Below are 17,989 nucleotides of genomic sequence, written 5' to 3' on the forward strand. Positions count from 1 at the left end.
AGGGTCTCAGCGGCGGTCGAGCCCGGACAGCGCCGCCGCGCCGGCCAGCGCGCTGAAGGCGACCGCGACCATCCAGTCACCGGCCCGCTGGTACGGCGTGCTGCCGGTGGTCAGCGGGACATCGACGACGAACGCCCCCCGGTAGTCGGCGTCCCGCCAGGCGAGCGGGTGGCCGTGCGCGTCGTACGCCACGCTGTCACCGGTGAGGCTCACCTGCACCGCGGGCCGTCCGGTCTCGACGGCCCGGACGGCGACCAGCGAGGCGTGCTGCGGCTGCGCCCAACTGCCCTGGAACGTCGAGGTGGCGGACTGGTACACGAGCAGCTGCGCGCCGTGCGCGACCACGGTGCGCGCCATGTCGGGGAACGCGGACTCGAAGCAGATCAGCGGGCCGAACGCGAGCGATCCGCTGTGCATCACCGTGGTGTGGTCGCCGCGCAGCAGGTTGGTCGGCGCCGCCTTGCTGAAGCTGGTGAGCCAGCCGAGCGCGGAGCGCAGCGGGATGTACTCGCCGAACGGCACCAGGCGGATCTTGTCGTAGCTGCTGCTCGGTCCGCCCGGTTCGATCAGCACCGACCGCTTGTAGATGCCGGAGTCGTCCGATGCGACGGCGTCGCCGTTGACCAGCAGCCCGGCGTCCAGCTGCTGGGCGAGTGGCTGGAGGGCGGCGAGCCGGGCGGGGGTGACGTCCTCGCCGAGGCTGCTCTCGCCCCAGACGACGAGCGCCGGGTGCAGCGGCGCGAGCCCGGCGGTGGCCGCCTGCTCCCAGGCCTGGCGTTCGTCGTTGTCGGCGTAGACACCGGGCTGCACGAGGCCGATCCGGACCGTCCCGGTGACCGGCAGCGCCGGGCGCAGCGCGGACCAGAGCGGGCCGACGGCCAGTGCGGCCGCCGCCGTGGCGAGCACGGCCGCCCGCGGGCCGGGCCGGCGGCGGGTCAGCAGCACCACCAGCGCGGTGTTGACCACCGCGATCAGGAATCCGGTGAACCAGACGCCGCCGATCGCGGCGGAGGCGAGCTCTGCGGGCCGGTTCCACTGGGAGGCGCCGAGCAGCACCCAGGGACCGCCGAGGCTCTGCCAGGACCGGACGGCCTCCGCGCAGATCCAGGCGCTCGGCACCACCAGCAGCGCGGCCGCGGCGCGCCGGCCGCCGTCGGGCCGGCCGGGCGGCACCGCGCGGGCCCAGATGGCGCGCAGCGAGGCCGCCGGGCCGGGCGGGGGAGCGGGGGCTGCCGGTGAGGGTGCCGGTGAGGGTGAGGGTGCGGGTGCCAGGTAGCGGTGCACCGCCCAGCCCCACGGCAGCCAGAGCGCGCCGATCAGCGCGGCGACGATCGCCAGCGCCGGTCCGATGTTGGGCACCAGCCAGTACTGGGTGACCGCCTCGAACGCGCCGAGGCCCCACCACGCGCGCAGCACCCCCTCCCGCCGGGTCGGCGCGAGGCGGATCACCAGCATCAGCGGAACCAGGGCGAACCACGCCAGCCACCACCAGGCGGGCCCGGGAAAGGCGAGCGCGGGCAGCACGCCCGCCGTGAAGGCAGCGGCCCGGCCGTGCCACGGCGGCGGTCCCGAGCGTGCGGCGCGGCGTGCCGCCCGGAGCGCCTTACGCTCGGCCCGCCGCGCCTGCCTGCCGCGCCGGCCCCAGCCGGCCCGACCGCCGCGCGGCAGCCCCGGCCCCGATCCCGGCCACAGCCGCAGCCGGACGCCGCCGGGCTCGGTGAGCCGCAGCACCGCCCACGCCGCCGTGAACCCGGCCGCCACCCACCAGAGCAGCGCCCGCTCCCGCCCCGGGTGCCACCACGGCACCATCGCGAGCCCGGCGAGCACGAACGAGACGTTGTAGAGCATGTCGTAGAGCGAGAACACCCGGCCGCGCGCCGCGTCCGGCGAGGCGCCGCCGACCAGTGCGTCCGCGCAGACCTTGAGCACCTGGAACGCGAACGCCGCCAGCCCCACGCACGGCACCAGCACCCAGAGCGAGGGCGCCAGCCCGCCGACGTACGCGGCCGCGGCGGCCGGCAGGAACGCGGTCGGCACCAGCGCCAGCGCGCCGTACCGCGCGGCCAGCGGCGGCGCTGCCGCGCTCGCCGCGAAGGTGGCCAGGCCGGTGGCGGCGAGCGCGATCCCGTAGCCGGACGCCTTGAGCTGGTACTGCGAGTCGGCGACCAGCACCAGCACCACGAAGCCCGCGCCGAGCAGCAGCCGGTGCACCCCGACCGCCGCCAGCGGCCGCCGGATCGCCCGGGTCCGCAGCACCACCCGGACGCCGTCGGCGAGGTCGGCGGCGGTGCGGCGCAGCCGCGGCAGCACCGGACCGCCGGTGTGCCCGCCGAGGTACGGCAGCCGGCCGAAGACCAGCGCCGCCGCCGCGTACAGCACGCCCGCGCCGAGGAAGCCGGCCGCCGTGGAGCGGCCGACGAACTGCGAGCCGCCGACCGCGCCGATGAACGCCGAGGCGGAGCCGGTCAGCGCGGAGAGCGCGTTCGCCGGGACCAGCCGCTCGCGCGGCACCGTGCGCGGCAGCGCGGCGCCCTTCGCGTTGAGCACCAGCCGCGAGGAGGAGAGCAGCAGCAGGACGGCGACGTAGGCCGCCGCCGTCCAGCGCTGCGACACGATCACCGCCCCGGCCACCACCAGCAGTGCGCGCAGCACCGAGACCACGACCAGCGCGCGGCGCCGGTCGAACCGGTCGAGCAGCACGCCGGCGAACGGGCCGATCACGCTGAACGGCAGCAGCGTCACCGCGAGCACGAGCGCGATCCGCCCGGGCGTGGCGCTGCGGCCCACGTCGAAGAGGACGAACTGGGCGAACGCGATCTGGGCCAGTCCGTCGGCGCCCTGGCCCAGGCACTGGCCGGTCAGCAGCCCACGCAGCGGGCCGGCCAGATCCTGCCGTACGGAGCCGGGCCCCGCTCGCTCGACCATGCCCCCATCCTCGCCCCGCGCCGGCGCACCGGCCCGTCCGGCCGGGTCCACTAGGGCAGTCGGTCGAGCGCGGCCAGGGCGGCGTCGTAGTCCGGCTCGCGCATCTGGTCCGCGACGTACTCGACGTGGGCGAGCCGGTCGTGTCGGTCGATCACGAAGACGGCGCGCTGCAGCAGCCGCCACTCCTTGAGCAGCACGCCGTAGTCCCGCCCGAAGGCCGCGCTGCGGTGCGCGGAGAGCAGCAGGTGGCCGCCGCCACTGCCGTCGGCCCCGCCGCGGGCCGCGAGCGCGAACGGCAGGTCCATGCTGACCGTGTAGAGCTGCACCTGACCGTCGGTGACCCGCTCGGCCAGCCGGTCCTCCCAGGAGCGGGTCTCCACCCGGCAGACCGGGGTGTCGATCGAGTTGATCACGTTGAGCAGCCGCACCGAGCCGCTGGTGTCGCCGAGCCGGACCTGGCTGATCGCGCCGTCCGCCTCGGCCAGCCAGTCCAGCGTGAAGGCGGGCGCCGCCGACCCGACCGACAGGCGGTCGCCGACCACCGTGAGCCGCTCGCCCAGCTCGAACGCCTCACCGGTGCGCTCCGGCACGGTCTCCGTCGTGTGTGCTCCTAGCCGCATGCTCAGACGGTACGGCAGCTGACGCTGCGTCGGAAGCCGGTGACGCTGCGCTGTTCGGGCGATGTCGGGCGTGGCAAGCACGCCTCCTCGGCCAATCGCAGGCCGGTTCACGGCGGGAACACGTCACGGGGTGGATTCACCCGGCTACCTGGTGTAGGCATGGTCGTGGCATGACCGCGACGAAAGAAAGGAGTTACGTGATGTTGCTGAGGAAACTGCTCGCCTGGCTGGTGCCGCCAAGAGGCGAGCGGCTGATAAGAGGCGACCGGCTGCCCGAGATCTGGCGCCCGGTGCGTTGACGGCGCAGCCGGGGCCCCGACCGCATCGCCGGCGGCCGGGGCCCCGCCGCAAGGGCCCGCCCGCCCCTGGGCAACCGCCGCCGAACCGGTCCTGGGTGCGGCGGTGGCCGCTGACGGGACGTCAGCGGCCACCCTCCGGCAGGCTGCGGGCTCAGACCCGGCCGCGGGCGGTCAGGTCCAGCACCTCCTCCGGGGCGATCGGGATGCTGCGCAGGCGGTTGCCGGTCGCGTGGTAGACGGCGTTGGTGATTGCGGCGGGCAGGCCGATCGCGCCGAGTTCGCCGATGCCGCGGGAGCCGATAGAGCTGGCGTCGGTGTCGTACTCGTCGATGAAGGCGACGTCCAGCTCGGGGATGTCCGCGTTGACCGGGAGCAGGTAGCCGGCCAGGTTCTTGGAGAGGTACCGGCCCAGCGTGGTGTCCACGGGGGACTGCTCCAGCAGCGCGGCGCCGATGCCGAAGGTGATCGCGCCGATCATCTGGCTGCGCGCGGTCAGCGGGTTGATGATCCGGCCGGCGGCGTAGGTGCCGACCACCCGGGAGACCCGGGTCAGGCCGAGCGCCTCGTCCACCCGGACCTCGACGAAGACCGAGCCGAAGCTCATCATCGAGTGCGGCGGATCGAAGTTCGGCAGGAACGTCCCGGTCGAGCTCAGCTCGGTCAGCCCCTCGCGCTCCAGCAGCTCGCTCAGCTTCGCCCGCGGGCCGCGGGCGAGCACCACCTCGTCGCCCTCCAGCGAGATCCGTCCGCCCTGGTCGGGGTCGCCGCAGAGCAGCTCGGCGAGGCGCTCACGCAGGTCGTTCGCGGCCTCGTGCACCGCGGAGCCGACGCTCAGCGTGATCGCGGAGCCGACCGTCATCGGGCTGCGCGGCAGCGAGCTGTCGCCCATCAGCGGGGTCACCCGGTCGGGCGAGCAGCCGAGCACCTCGGCGGCGATCTGCGGCATCACGGTGCGCACGCCGGCGCCGATCTCCGGGGCGCTGGAGGCGACCGTGACGCTCCCGTCGGCGTGCAGGTCCACCCGGGCGGCGGCCGGCAGCCGGTAGGCGCGCATCGCGCAGGCGGCCATCCCCCAGCCGATCAGGTCGTTGCCCTCGCGCATCGAGCGCGGCGCCATCTGGCGCTTCTCCCAGCCGAACCGCCGGGCGCCCTCGGCGTAGCACTCCTTCAGCGCGTTGGCCGAGAACGGCTTGCCGTTGGTCGGGTCCAGCTCGGCGAAGTTGCGCAGTCGCAGTTCCACCGGGTCGATGTCGAGCTCGTAGGCGAGCTCGTCCATCGCCGACTCCAGGGCGAACATGCCCAGGCCCTCGTTCGGCGCCCGCATCGGGGTGGGCAGCTGCATGTTGACCGGGGTGGTGAAGTGGTTGGTGACCAGCGCCGGAGTGGCGTACAGGCTGCGGGTGACCTCGCAGCACATCTCGGTGTAGACGGCGTAGCTCGAGGTCTGGTTGGTGGCGTCGTGCTGCAGCGCGGTCAGCCGGCCGTCCAGGGTGGCGGTGAGCGTGATCCGCTGGCGGGTCGGCGGCTGGTAGCCGTGCGAGGTGAAGCTCTGCGCCCGGGTCAGCACCAGCTTGACGGCGCCGCGGATCTCGCGGGCGGCCATCGCCGCGATGATCTCGTGCGGCCACGGGAAGCCCTTGGCGCCGAACGCGCCGCCGGTGAACTCCGAGAGGACCCGCACCGAGTCCGGATCCATGCCGAGCGCGTGCGCGACCACGTCGCGGGCCTCGTGCGTGGACTGGGTGGCATCCCACAGCAGCAGCTCGCCGCCGCCGGGGGTGTCGCTCCACTGCGCCACCGTCGCGGACATCTCCATGGGGGAGTGGTGACGCGTCGAGGTGCCGTAGTCGTGCTCGACGATCATCTCCGCCTTGGAGAGGCCGTCCGCCATGTCGCCGGCGGCGGTGGCGCCGGGGGCGCCCCAGTAGCCGTCGGTCGGCTTCGCGTCGGGCAGCGCGGCCTTGAAGTCGGTGATGGCGGGCTCGACCGTGTAGCGGGTGTGGACCAGCGCGGCGGCCTCCGTCGCGCGCTCCAGCCGGTCGGCGATCACCAGGGCGATCGGCTCGCCCTCGTAGTGGACCTGCTGGTCCTGGAGCGGCATCAGCTCCTGCCGGTAGACCATGGTCGGCGGGATCGGGTTCAGCCGCGGGGTGTTCGCGTAGGTGAGGATCCGGATCACGCCCGGCACGGCCTCGGCGGCGGCGGTGTCGATCTCCTCGATCCGGCCGGCCGGGATGGTCGAGGTCACCAGCACCGCGTAGGTCAGGCCCTCGGGGTGGTGGTCGGCGGTGTAGCGGGCCGCGCCGGTGACCTTCACGATGGCGTCGGACCTGGTCAGGGGCTTGCCAGGGGCGGATGCGGTGGTCACCGGGCCTCTCCTGTTCCCGTCAGTGCGCGGACCATGGTCCTCGCGGCCAGTTCGATCTTGAATGCGTTGTCGTCCAGCGGAGTGGCCGCGTTCCACTCGGGCTCCAGCGCGGCCCGGATGGCGGCCGGCTCCAGCGGCCCGCCGACCAGGGCGGCCTCGGCGTGGCGCAGTCGCCACGGCTTCGGCGCGACCCCGCCGAGCGCGAGCCGGGCGGCCTTGACGGTGCCCTGCTCGTCCAGCTCGACCGCGACCGCGGCGGAGACCAGCGCGAACTCGTACGAAGCGCGCTCGCGCACCTTGAGGTAGTCGGAGCGGGTGGTGTACGCGCCGGCCGGCACGTCGATGCCGATGATCATCTCGTCCGGCTCCAGCACGGTGTCCCGCTCCGGCTGGTCGCCGGGGAGCCGGTGGAAGTCGGTGAAGGCGATGCTGCGCACGCCGGTCGGCCCCTGCACGTGCACCACGGCGTCCAGCGCGGCGAGGGCGACCGCGACGTCGGACGGGTGGGTGGCGATGCACTGCTCGCTGCCGCCGAAGATCGAGGCGGTGCGGTGCGCACCGGTCAGCGCGGCGCAGCCGCTGCCGGGCAGGCGCTTGTTGCACGGCAGCTGGTAGTCGGCGCGGAAGTAGACGCAGCGGGTGCGCTGCATCAGGTTGCCGCCCATGGTCGCCATGTTGCGCAACTGGGCGGAGGCGGACAGCTCCAGCGAGCGGGAGATCACCGGGTACTGGGCCCGCACCAGCGGGTGGGCGGCGACGTCGCTCATCCGGGCCAGCGCACCGAGGTGCAGGCCCTCCGGGGTGACCTCGATCTGGTCGAGCGGGGTGTGCGAGACGTCGATCAGCAGCTCCGGCTGCGCGATCCGTTCCTTCAGCAGGTTGATCAGTTCGGTGCCGCCGGCGATCAGCGTCGCCTCGGGCCGCTCGGCGAGCATCGCGACGGCGCGGGCCGGCTCGCTCACTCGGGTGTACGCGAAATCACGCATCGTGGGACTCCGGAGCAGTCGCGGGAGCGGTGGACGTGGCGGCGCCGACGGCAGCGGCACGCGTGGCGGAGGCGTTGAGCGCCTGGTGGCAGGCCGCGCGCTCGGCGGCCGCGCAGCGCACCGCGCTGAGGATGTTGGCGTACGCGCCGCAGCGGCAGATGTTGCCGCTCATCCACTCGCGGATCTCGTCGTCGTCGCCGGTGTGGCCCTCGGCGACGCAGGCGACGGCCGACATGATCTGCCCGGGGGTGCAGTAACCGCACTGGAACGCGTCGTTCTCCACGAACGCCTGCTGGACCGGGTGCAGGCGGCCCTCGTCGGCCAGGCCCTCCACGGTGGTCAGCGCGTTGCCCTCCTGCATCACCGCGAGGGTCATGCAGGCGTTGATCCGACGGCCGTCCGAGTGGACGGTACAGGCGCCGCACTCACCGCGGTCGCAGCCCTTCTTGGTGCCGGTGAGGCCGATCACCTCTCGCAGGGCGTCGAGCAGCGTGACGCGCGGCTCGATGTCGATGTCGTAGTCACGGCCGTTGACCTTCAGGGTCACGGCAACCGTGGCGTCCCCCATGAAATCTCCCCGTTCCGCTTCGTGGCCGGATGTCGCCGCTCGCCGGTGCGAGCGGCGTGTGTGGCACAGGCTAGGGGAGCTGTGCGGCAGCGCGACCATGGCCGGATAGAGTCGCTCGGGTTGAGTCAAGTCGGGCCTGGCAAAGTGGGGTTGGGCGTCTTTCGGGCTGACGCGCAGTCAGCTTGGGGTCGCGCGGCGTAAGCGGAAGGGGGTCATTGTTGTCCGGTTCATGCCTATTCGGCGTACCGGCGTGCCCCCGGCTTTCGGCCGGTGCCCGCAGCCTTCCGGTCCGATCGCACGGCCGGGGGCGAGCCGCCCGCCACCCGCTCGCTACCCGTTCGGAGCAGCGGGGTGTGCCACTGGGTGGGGGTTGGTATCGGGGAGCGGCGATCACAAGATATCTTGATGTCGAGACGTTGTAGACGTGAAGCGGAGCACCGATGACTGACTCGACCATCATCTATACGCACACTGACGAGGCCCCGGCCCTGGCGACGTATTCGCTCCTGCCGGTGATCCAGGCCTACGCCTCGACGGCGGGCGTCAGCGTGGAGACGCGTGACATCTCGCTGGCCGGCCGGATCATCGCGAGCTTCCCCGAGCGTCTCGAGGAGGGCCAGCGCATCCACGACGCCCTCGCCGAGCTCGGTGAGCTGGCGAAGACCCCCGGCGCCAACATCATCAAGCTGCCGAACATCTCGGCCTCGATCCCGCAGCTCAAGGCCGCGATCGCCGAGCTCCAGGCGCAGGGCTACGCGCTGCCGGACTACCCGGACAGCCCGGAGACCGACGAGGACAAGGACGTCCGGGCCCGTTACGACAAGGTCAAGGGCAGCGCCGTCAACCCGGTCCTGCGCGAGGGCAACTCCGACCGCCGCGCCCCGCTCTCGGTGAAGAACTACGCCAAGACCCACCCGCACCGGATGGGCGCCTGGTCGGCCGAGTCGAAGACGAACGTCGCCCACATGGACGCCGCCGACTTCCGCTCCACCGAGAAGTCCGCGGTCATCGCCGAGGACGGCGTGCTGCGGATCGAGCTGGCCGCCGCCGACGGCAGCACCACGGTGCTGCGCGAGTCGGTCAAGGTGCTCGCCGGCGAGGTCGTCGACGCCTCGGTGATGCACGTCGCCGAGCTGCGTGAGTTCCTCACCGCCCAGGTCGCCCGGGCCAAGGCCGAGGGCGTGCTGTTCTCGGTGCACCTGAAGGCCACCATGATGAAGGTCTCCGACCCGATCATCTTCGGTCACGTGGTGCGCGCGTTCTTCCCGAAGACCTTCGCGCAGTACGGCGACGCGCTGGCCGCGGCCGGCCTGAACCCGAACAACGGCCTCGGCGGCATCCTCGGCGGCCTGGACGCGCTGATCGACGGTGCGGCCGTCAAGGCGTCCTTCGAGGCCGAGCTGGCCGAGGGTCCGGCCCTCGCGATGGTCGACTCCGACCGCGGCATCACCAACCTGCACGTGCCGAGCGACGTCATCGTCGACGCGTCGATGCCGGCCATGATCCGCACCTCCGGCCACATGTGGGGCCCGGACGGCAAGGAGGCCGACACCCTGGCGGTCATCCCGGACAGCAGCTACGCGGGCGTCTACCAGGTCGTCATCGACGACTGCCGCGCGCACGGCGCGTTCGACCCGACGACCATGGGCTCGGTCCCGAACGTCGGTCTGATGGCCCAGGCCGCCGAGGAGTACGGCAGCCACGACAAGACCTTCGAGATCCACGCCGACGGTGTGGTCCGGCTCGTCGATGCGGCCGGCAACGTCGTCATCGAGCAGCCGGTCGCGGCCGGCGACGTCTTCCGCGCCTGCCAGACCAAGGACGTGCCGATCCGCGACTGGGTGAAGCTCGCGGTCACCCGCGCCCGCGCCACCGGCAGCCCGGCCGTCTTCTGGCTGGACGAGGGCCGCGCGCACGACGCCAACCTGATCGCCAAGGTCAAGGCGTACCTCCCGGAGCACGACACCGAGGGCCTGCAGATCGAGATCATGTCGCCGGAGCAGGCGACCGCCTTCTCGCTGGAGCGGATCCGCCGTGGCGAGGACACCATCTCGGTCACCGGCAACGTGCTGCGCGACTACCTGACCGACCTGTTCCCGATCCTGGAGCTGGGCACCAGCGCCAAGATGCTCTCGGTCGTCCCGCTGATCAACGGCGGCGGTCTGTTCGAGACGGGCGCCGGCGGTTCCGCGCCGAAGCACGTGCAGCAGCTGCTGAAGGAGAACTACCTGCGCTGGGACAGCCTGGGCGAGTTCTTCGCGCTGGCCGCCAGCTTCGAGCACCTGGCGCAGAGCACCGGCAACGCGCGCGCCCAGGTGCTGGCCGACACGCTGGACCGGGCCACCGGCACGTTCCTCAACGAGGACAAGTCGCCGAGCCGTCGCCTCGGTGGCATCGACAACCGTGGCAGCCACTTCTACCTGGCCATGTACTGGGCCCAGGAGCTGGCGCAGCAGGGCACGGACGCGCAGCTGGCCGCGGCGTTCGGCCCGCTCGCCAAGGCGCTCGCCGAGCAGGAGCAGACGATCGTCGACGAGCTGATCGCGGTCCAGGGCTCGCCGGTCGAGATCGGCGGCTACTACCAGCCGGTGCCGGCCAAGGCGGCGGCGGTGATGCGTCCGTCGAAGACGCTGAACGAGGCGCTCGCGACGCTCGGCTGAGCCGACTGAGCGAACCTGAGTGAGTGAACGTCCCCGGTCCCGTCGTTCGACGGGACCGGGGACGTTTCGCGTTCCGGGGCTGCTGGGGCTGCCGGGGGCCCGGCTGCGCCGCTAGTACGGCAGCGGGCGGCCGGACGGGGTGCGCAGGTCGAGGGGTGGGCGCGGGTGGGGCTGGGCAGGGCGCTTGGTGATCCGGATCCGGGTCATTGCGTTCACCTCCTCGGCCGGTTACATGCGGTGTCCACGTTCCTATACCCGATGTCCCGGGCCCCAGAGCCGATGGCCCCGATCCGTCGGGTATGCAGAGGCTTTCCACAAGATCGGCTGTCTACGCCAGGGCGTGCCGATTCGATCCGGTCTCGTTTCGGTGCGCCGGGTCCCGTCGGCGCACTCTGGGAGCGCGCGGCGCTTCGGGCGGACCCGGACGGCTGCCCGGTGACCGCGATGTGACCGCACGTCAGCCGGGGGAGGACGGCGGAGAGCGGCCGAGGACGGCGGAGCACGGCGCAGGTCGGCCCCGCCGCGGCGATGGCTGCGGCGGGGCCGATGGCTGTGCTGACGAGGCGCCGGTCAGAAGATCTGCCGGTCAGGAGATCTGGTTGCCACCGTCGATGTCGAGGATGGTGCCGGTGATGAAGGTGTTGGTCATCAGCAGCACGGCCGCGGTCGCGATGTCGTCGGGCTGGCCGGCCCGGCCGGCGGGGACGTTGTTCGCGTAGTTGGCGAACATCCCCTCCCGGATGTGGTCCGGGATGTGCTGGTAGGCGGGGGAGTCGACCAGGCCGGGGGCGATCACGTTGACCCGGATCGGCGCCAGGTCGATCGCGTTGGCCTTGCCGAACGCCTCCAGGGCGGCGTTGATGGCGGCCATCATCGGGCGGCCCGGCGCGTGCTTGCGGCTCGCGCCGCCGCCGATCAGCGTGATGGACCCGCTCTGGCTGATCCGGTCGGCAGCGGCCCGGATCGCGTCGTAGTAGCCCCAGAACTTGGTGTCCATGAACTGGCGCGCCTGCACCGAGGTCAGCTGACGCACGCTGCCCTGCGCACCGGGGCCCGCGGAGAGGACGAGGTGGTCGAAGGAGCCGAGACGGTCGAACAGCTTCTCGATGCTCTCGGTGGTGTTGAGGTCGACCTCCTCGGCGGCGATCGAGTCCGGGAGGCCGCCGCGGTCGGGCTTGCGGCTCGCCACGGTCACCCGCGCGCCGGCGTCGTGGGCATGCAGCGCGACGGCCTGGCCGATGCCGGAGGTGCCGCCGATGACGACGACGTGCGAGTCGGCGAGGGGGGTGGGGTTGGGCATGGATGTCCTCGGGGTAGTCGCGGATCCGTTGGAAGGTGACGCAGCGTCAAATAGCGCTCCGCTACTGCTCGGCGGAGCGCGTTCGTACTTCGTGAGCGACGCTAGCGGGTTCATGGGGTCCGGCGGGGGTCGGTCGCCCGAACGAGCCCCGAACGAGTGAGGGTTGTGCTGGTTCTCCCGCGTGCTGCGTGTGGTTGCTCTGTGTGTGGTTGTTCCGGCGCGGGATGAGCAGGTCAGTCGCGGTGCCGACTTGAGCGGCGCCTGCATACCCGGTATACATACTCAGTATGCAGCCGCGCCGGATTGCGCGGAGCTGTATACCAAGTATGCATATCCAGTATGTAGCCCTTGAGGGGGAGCCTTGTCCTTCACAGAACCGACCAGGACGCAGAGCGGGAGCGGAGCGCGAGCCGTCCTGCAGCTGGAGCGGACCAGCCGGGTGCACGGCCGGGGCGCCGCCGAGGTGCATGCGCTGCGGGAGATCGATCTGCAGGTGTTCCCGGGTGAGTTCGTGGCCGTGATGGGCCCGTCCGGCTCCGGCAAGTCCACGCTGCTGACGCTGGCCGGCGGCCTCGACACCCCGAGCGAGGGCCGGGTGCTGGTCGAGGGCAGCTCGCTCGGCGAGCTCTCCCGCAAGGAGCTGGCGGCGGTGCGGCGCCGGGCGATCGGGTACGTGTTCCAGGACTACAACCTGATCCCCGCGCTGACGGCGGCGGAGAACATCATGCTGCCGCGCGAACTGGACGGCACGGCAACCCGTACCGCCCGGCGCGAGGCGCTCGCGGCGCTGGAGGAGATCGGTATCGGCGAACTCGCCGACCGGTTCCCCGACGACATGTCCGGTGGGCAGCAGCAGCGCGTCGCGATCGCCCGCGCGCTGATCGGCGAGCGCCGCCTGGTGCTGGCCGACGAGCCCACCGGCGCCCTCGACTCCACCACCGGCGAAGCCGTCCTGGCCGTGCTGCGCACCCGCTGCGACGCGGGCGCGGCGGCCGTGATGGTCACCCACGAGGCCCGGCACGCCGCCTGGGCGGACCGGGTGGTCTTCCTGCGCGACGGCCGGCTGGTCGATGAGACCGGTCGGCAGAGCGCCGAGAACCTGCTCGCCATCGCCACCCGGGTGGCCGGCCGGATCGAGGCGGCCAAGTGAAGCTCTCCGCCTGGCGCCTGGCGCTGCGGATCGCCCGCCGCGACGCGATGCGCGCCAAGGGGCGCAGCGCACTCGTCGTCGCGATGATCGCGCTGCCCGTGCTCGGCGTCGCCGGGGCCGATGTGGCCTACCGCAGCGCCCAGTTGGATCCGAACGAGCGCGTCGAGCGCCTGATGGGCACCTCCGACGCACTGGTCACCGCGTTCGCGCTCGGCAACACGGTGGTGCAGGCCCCGTTCGCCGATGACGGCACCCAGGTCAGGCGGCCCACCATCGGCCAGCCGGCCACGCCCGAACAGACCAGGAGCGCCGCGGCCGCCGCCGATCCGGCCGCGCTGGCCACCGAGCTGCTGCCGCCCGGCAGCGTGCTGACCTCGGTGCGCCCCGGGCCGCAGGCGAGCGCCACCTCCCGCGCCGGTCTGCTGCTCACCGCGACCAGTGAGGCCGATCTGACCGGCTCGCTCTGGTCCGGCCGGCTCGACGTGGTCAAGGGCCACGCGCCGAACGCCCCGTACCAGGTGGCCGTCACGCAGGCGTTCCTCGACGCCTCGGGGCTGGCCCTCGGCGACACCACCACGTTCAAGGGCCTGGAGGGCCGGTCGTACACGCTGACCGCGGTCGCCGAGTACCCCGGAGACCTCTCGAAGGTCGAGGTCATCGGCCGTCCGGGCGAGCTGATCGCTCCGCTGGCCGCCCTGCCGCAGACCGCCGGGCAGCAGCAGGACGCGGCGGCCGGCGGCGGCGCGTCCGCCGATCCCGCGGCCTGGCTGGTCCGGCTGCCCGCCGGAGCGCGGCTCGACTGGACGAAGGTCCTGGAGCTCGACAAGTACGGATTCACCGTCACCTCGCGCAGCGTGGCGCTCGATCCGCCCGCCCGCTCGGCGGTCCCGTACTACCGCACCCAGATCATCTACTCGCAGTCCACCCTGCGGTCCTCGGCCACGGTCGTGGTGGCCACGGTCGCCGGGATGGCACTGCTGGAGACCGCGCTGCTCGCCGGCCCGGCCTTCGCCGTCGGTGCCCGCCGCTCCCGCCGGCAGCTCGCACTGCTGGCCGCCGGCGGCGGCGACCAGAGGCACGTGCGGGCGGTGGTCATCGGCGCGGGCGTCGTCCTCGGCGTGACCGGCGCGGTCACCGGCATCGTCCTGGGCACCGGCGCGGTCGGCGTGCTGCGTCCGTGGATCGAGCAGCGGGCCGGCAGCCGCTTCGGGCACTTCAGCCTGCACCCGCTCGACCTGCTCGCCATCGCGGCGGTCGGACTCGCCACCGCCGTCCTCGCCGCCGTCCTGCCGGCGATCCAGGCCGCCCGGGTGGACGTGGTCACCGCGCTCACCGGCCGGGTCACCACCAAGCCGCCGAGCCGGCTGCTCGCGGCGCTGGGCGTCGTCATGGTGGCCGCCGGGACCGTCATCGCGCTGCTCGGCGCGAGCAGCGGCCGGCCCGGGCTGCCGGTGGTCGGCGCGTACGACGCGCAGACGATCGCCGTGCTCGGTGGCTCGATGACCGCCGAACTCGGCCTGCTCGCCTGCACCCCGCTGCTGGTCGGCCTGCTCGGCCGGCTCGCCCGGCACCTGCCGCTCGGCCCCCGGCTCGCGCTGCGCGACTCGGCCCGTCACCGCGGGCGCACCGCCCCCGCGATCGCCGCGGTGCTCGCCGCCGTGTCCGGCGCCGTCGCCGTCAGCGTCTACACGAGCAGCACCGACGCCGATGCGAGGAGCATGTACCGGGCCCACGCGCCCAGTGGCTCGGTCATGCTGAGCGTGGTGGGCGACGGCCCGACGCTGCCGAGCCTGCGCGCCGCGGTCACGCAGGAGCTGCCCGGTCTCGGCGACCGCGCCGACGTCTCCCAGGTGAACTACATCTTCTGCCCGCAGTGCCAGAGCGTCGTCAACTTCAAGTGGCTCGGGTCCGGTGCGAATCCGAACGGTCCCGACTCCTACGGCGGCCGGGTGCTGGCCGGCGACGCGAGCGTCCTGCACAACCTCTTCGCGCTGCACGACCCGACGGCCGAGGCCGCCTTGGCCGCGGGCAAGGCCGTCATCTTCAACCCGGGCTTCGTGAAGGACGGCAAGGCCACGTTCGTGCTGCGCGGCGCCAGCGGCGGCGGGCCGGTGCAGCCGGGTCAGGTGCCGCAGGTCTCCGATCGCGAGATCAGCGTGGACGCGGTCCTGATCGACAATCCCGCCGACGCCTACTACGGCGCAGGCCTGATCAGCCCCGACACGGTCAAGAGCGTCGGCCTGAGCTCCAGCCCCACGGCCTCGATCTGGCTGCCCGCCACCCCGCCGTCGGCCAAGGCCGAGCAGCGGGCCGCGGCCGCCGTCGGCCGGATCGACTCGCTCGCCTCGCTGGACATCGAGCGCGGCTACCAGTCCAAGAGCGACGTGACCACGCTCGCCCTCAGCGGCTTCGCGGCCCTGGTGGTGCTCGGCGCCGCCGGCATCGCCACCGGCCTGGCGGCCGCCGACTCGCGGGATGACCAGGCCACGCTCGCCGCCGTCGGTGCACCGCCGCGGATTCGCCGGACGCTCTCCGGCTTCCAGTGCGGCAGCATCGCCGTCATCGGAGCGGTGCTGGGGACGGCCTGCGGATTCGTCCCGGCGGTCGCGCTGCGCCGGGCCCGGGACGCCGCCTTCACCGGCCCGTATGCCAACGACACCCACATCACGGCCCCTTGGGCCTTCATGGTGATCGGGGTGCTCGTCCTGCCGCTGCTCGCGGGGCTCGCGGCGGCGGTCACCACCAGCTCCCGGGTCCCGCTGGCCCGGCGCGCGAGCTGACATTCTGACGCTCCGTCAGGAGTGGCGTTCACCCCACCCGACCCGGGCGGCCCACAGGCCGCCCGGGTCGGGGCCGTTCGTCCGAGCGATCGCCAAGCCGACGATTCAGACCGGCAGTTGGGATGCCGCCAGGCGTCGGGCGATCTCCTCCAGCGGCACGTCCTCGACGTGCGTGGCCACCATCCACCGGTGGCCGAACGGGTCCTCGAACATGCCGACCCGGTCACCGTAGATCTCGTCGACCACCGGACGCAGCACGCTGGACCGGGCCGCGACGGCGCGCTCGAAGACCTCGTCGACGTCGTCCACGTGGACGCTGATCGCCACCGGCGTGCCGCCCACCGACTTCGGGCCGAGCGCGTCGTGCTCGGGGAACTCCTCGGCCAGCATGATCAGCGAGTCGCCGATCCACAGCTCGGCGTGCCCGATCCGGCCGTCGGGCTCGGGCATCCGCATCCGCTCGGTGGCCCCGAACACGCTGCAGTAGAACTCGATCGCCGCCTCGGCTCCAGCCACGAACAGATGGGGCGAGACCCGGGGGCAACCCTCGGGCACGGGACTGATGGTGCGTTCTTCTCTCATGCCCGCAGCCTTTCGGCAGACCGCCGATCGGCGGTGGCGCAACGCCCCGTAATGCCACGAACGAGTTCACCTTCGCGGCTCCTGCGGCGTGTCGTCACCGCCCGGCCCCGGGGCCTGTCGTCAGACCCCGGGGATGACGCACACGGCCCGGACCCCTGTACCCGGCCGGGTGCGCCATACCCGGGTGGCTACTCGGCGACGCGGGTCAGGTCCATGGTCCAGTTGGTCTCCCAGGTCAGACCCCCGTCCGCGGAGAACTCCTGCTCCCAGCGGGCCGAGTCCCCGGTGATGTCCGTCCAGCTGAAGTGCGCCTTCACCGGGCGGCCCTCGTGGGTGTCGTCGCCGTAGAAGTCGCCCCGGCCATCGGTGAACCGGCCGACGACCGGCGGGCGGAGCAGGCCGTCGCGGCTGCTCGCCCAGTACAGCGACCACTCCTGGCGCTCCGGGTCGAACAGGCGCAGGGTCATGCCCTGGCTGCCCAGGGTGGGGAAGCTGATCTCGTCCGTGTTGCCGGTGCCGCCGAGGATCGACCGGGCGATGCTGCGGCCGGGGAACTCCTGCCAGTCGTCGCTGCCGACGAAGAGCTTGGCCAGCCGGCGGTTGTGCACGTCCCACGTGCCGAGGAGGAAGTCGAAGTCGTTCATGGGAGGGACGCTAGTGAGGCATCACTGACATCTTCTGTCAGGGGAGTTGCCGATACTTGGCGGCATGCGCGCGAGCCGACTCGTCTCCCTCCTCCTGCTCCTCCAGAACCGCGGTCAGCAGACCGCCCAGCAACTCGCCGACGAGCTGGAGGTGTCCGTCCGCACGGTGTACCGCGACGTCGAGGCGCTGAGCGCGGCCGGCGTGCCGCTGGTCGGGGACGCCGGCCACGCGGGCGGCTACCGCCTGCTCGACGGCTACCGCACCCGGCTGACCGGACTCACCGCCGACGAGGCGCAGGCCGTCTTCCTCGCCGCGCTGCCCGGCCCGGCCGCCGCCCTCGGCCTCGGGCCGGTGCTGGCCGCCGCCCAGCTGAAGCTGCGCGCCGCGCTCCCGGACGGGCTGCGCGAGCAGGCCGGGCGGATCCAGGAGCGGTTCCTGCTCGATGCCCCCGGCTGGTATGGCGAGCCGGACGAGGTGCCGTTCCTGCCGACCGTCGCCGAGGCGCTGTGGGACCGCCGGGTGCTCGAAGTCCGTTACCGGCGCTGGCGGGAGCCGACCGAGGTGGACCGGCGGCTGGAGCCGTACGGCCTGGTGCTCAAGGCCGGGCGCTGGTACCTGGTGGCGGGCGGCAGCGGTGGCCTGCGGACCTACCGGGTCGACCAGATGCTGGCCGTGCGGATCCTGCCGGAGACCTTCGAGCCGCCGGCCGGCTTCGACCTGACGGCACACTGGCGTGCCTACCTCGCGGACTTCCACGCCCGCCTGCACACCGCCGAGGCGACCGTCCGGCTCTCGCCGCGCGGCCTCGAACGCGCGGGCCACCTGTCGCCGCGCCCGCTCGCGGACGAGGAGGGCGAGGCGGGTGAGGCGAACGGGTGGACCCGCGCGATCGTCCCGATCGAGTCGGTCGAGCACGCACACGGCGAGTTCCTGCGCCTGGGGGCCGAGGTGGAGGTGCTCGCTCCCGCCGAGCTGCGCGACCGCCTGGCGCAGACGGCGGGCGAGCTCGCCGCGCTCTACGGCCGCCCGGGACCGGCTGGTCGAGGGGACGTGCGCTGAGCGGACTTGCGTAGGCGACAGCGTAGTTCTACCGATGCTGGTGCTGC

12 protein-coding genes are annotated in these 17,989 nt (G+C 73.0%); 4 read left to right on the top strand and 8 right to left on the bottom strand.

Annotation, left to right across the window (positions count from 1 at the left end; all coding sequences use genetic code 11):
- Positions 1-6: 6 nt before the first annotated feature.
- From lnt to AC060L_RS01440, 5 genes are all read right to left on the bottom strand, one after another.
- Positions 7-2,925 (bottom strand): apolipoprotein N-acyltransferase, encoded by a 2,919-nt coding sequence (gene lnt / locus AC060L_RS01420; RefSeq protein WP_483796381.1) that lies wholly within the window; start codon positions 2,923-2,925, stop codon positions 7-9.
- Positions 2,926-2,975: 50 nt separating this feature from the next.
- On the bottom strand, positions 2,976-3,545 hold the full coding sequence (gene tpx, locus AC060L_RS01425; RefSeq protein ID WP_483796383.1) for a thiol peroxidase: 570 nt from the start codon (positions 3,543-3,545) through the stop codon (positions 2,976-2,978).
- 450 nt (positions 3,546-3,995) lie between these two features.
- Positions 3,996-6,212, bottom strand: coding sequence for a xanthine dehydrogenase family protein molybdopterin-binding subunit (locus AC060L_RS01430; RefSeq protein WP_483796385.1), 2,217 nt, complete (start codon positions 6,210-6,212; stop codon positions 3,996-3,998).
- A complete protein-coding gene (locus AC060L_RS01435; RefSeq protein WP_483796387.1) occupies positions 6,209-7,198 on the bottom strand; it encodes an FAD binding domain-containing protein in 990 nt (329 codons plus the stop codon). Before AC060L_RS01435 ends, AC060L_RS01430 begins: the two co-directional genes overlap by 4 nt.
- Entirely contained in the window at positions 7,191-7,766 is a 576-nt protein-coding gene (locus AC060L_RS01440) for a (2Fe-2S)-binding protein (RefSeq protein ID WP_483796389.1), read from the bottom strand. The genes AC060L_RS01435 and AC060L_RS01440 overlap by 8 nt, the downstream gene beginning before the upstream one ends.
- Positions 7,767-8,206: 440 nt before the next feature.
- On the opposite strand from AC060L_RS01440, the gene AC060L_RS01445 reads away from it, so the two are divergent.
- Positions 8,207-10,426 carry an NADP-dependent isocitrate dehydrogenase gene (locus AC060L_RS01445; RefSeq protein ID WP_483796390.1) on the top strand — a complete coding sequence of 740 codons (2,220 nt, stop codon included), beginning with the start codon at positions 8,207-8,209 and terminating at the stop codon, positions 10,424-10,426.
- Positions 10,427-11,012: 586 nt separating this feature from the next.
- Here AC060L_RS01445 and AC060L_RS01450 read toward each other — a convergent pair.
- Complete coding sequence (locus tag AC060L_RS01450) at positions 11,013-11,726, bottom strand: SDR family oxidoreductase (protein ID WP_483796392.1); 714 nt, start codon at positions 11,724-11,726, stop codon at positions 11,013-11,015.
- 361 nt (positions 11,727-12,087) lie between these two features.
- On the opposite strand from AC060L_RS01450, the gene AC060L_RS01455 reads away from it, so the two are divergent.
- Together AC060L_RS01455 and AC060L_RS01460 are read left to right on the top strand one after the other, a co-directional pair.
- A complete protein-coding gene (locus AC060L_RS01455; protein WP_483796394.1) occupies positions 12,088-12,876 on the top strand; it encodes an ABC transporter ATP-binding protein in 789 nt (262 codons plus the stop codon).
- Positions 12,877-12,923: 47 nt separating this feature from the next.
- Positions 12,924-15,656, top strand: coding sequence for an FtsX-like permease family protein (locus AC060L_RS01460; RefSeq protein WP_483796605.1), 2,733 nt, complete (start codon positions 12,924-12,926; stop codon positions 15,654-15,656).
- 105 nt (positions 15,657-15,761) lie between these two features.
- Here the strand turns inward: AC060L_RS01460 and AC060L_RS01465 are convergent, their stop codons facing one another.
- Positions 15,762-16,172, bottom strand: coding sequence for a VOC family protein (locus AC060L_RS01465; protein ID WP_483796396.1), 411 nt, complete (start codon positions 16,170-16,172; stop codon positions 15,762-15,764).
- Positions 16,173-16,426: 254 nt separating this feature from the next.
- Positions 16,427-16,882: a hypothetical protein gene (locus tag AC060L_RS01470; RefSeq protein ID WP_483796398.1), complete on the bottom strand. Its 456-nt coding sequence runs from the start codon at positions 16,880-16,882 to the stop codon at positions 16,427-16,429.
- 64 nt (positions 16,883-16,946) lie between these two features.
- Between AC060L_RS01470 and AC060L_RS01475 the strand changes: the two genes are divergently transcribed.
- Positions 16,947-17,942 carry a helix-turn-helix transcriptional regulator gene (locus tag AC060L_RS01475; protein WP_483796400.1) on the top strand — a complete coding sequence of 332 codons (996 nt, stop codon included), beginning with the start codon at positions 16,947-16,949 and terminating at the stop codon, positions 17,940-17,942.
- The last annotated feature ends 47 nt before the right edge of the window (positions 17,943-17,989 follow it).

This window comes from Kitasatospora sp. NEAU-69, from assembly GCF_057158765.1.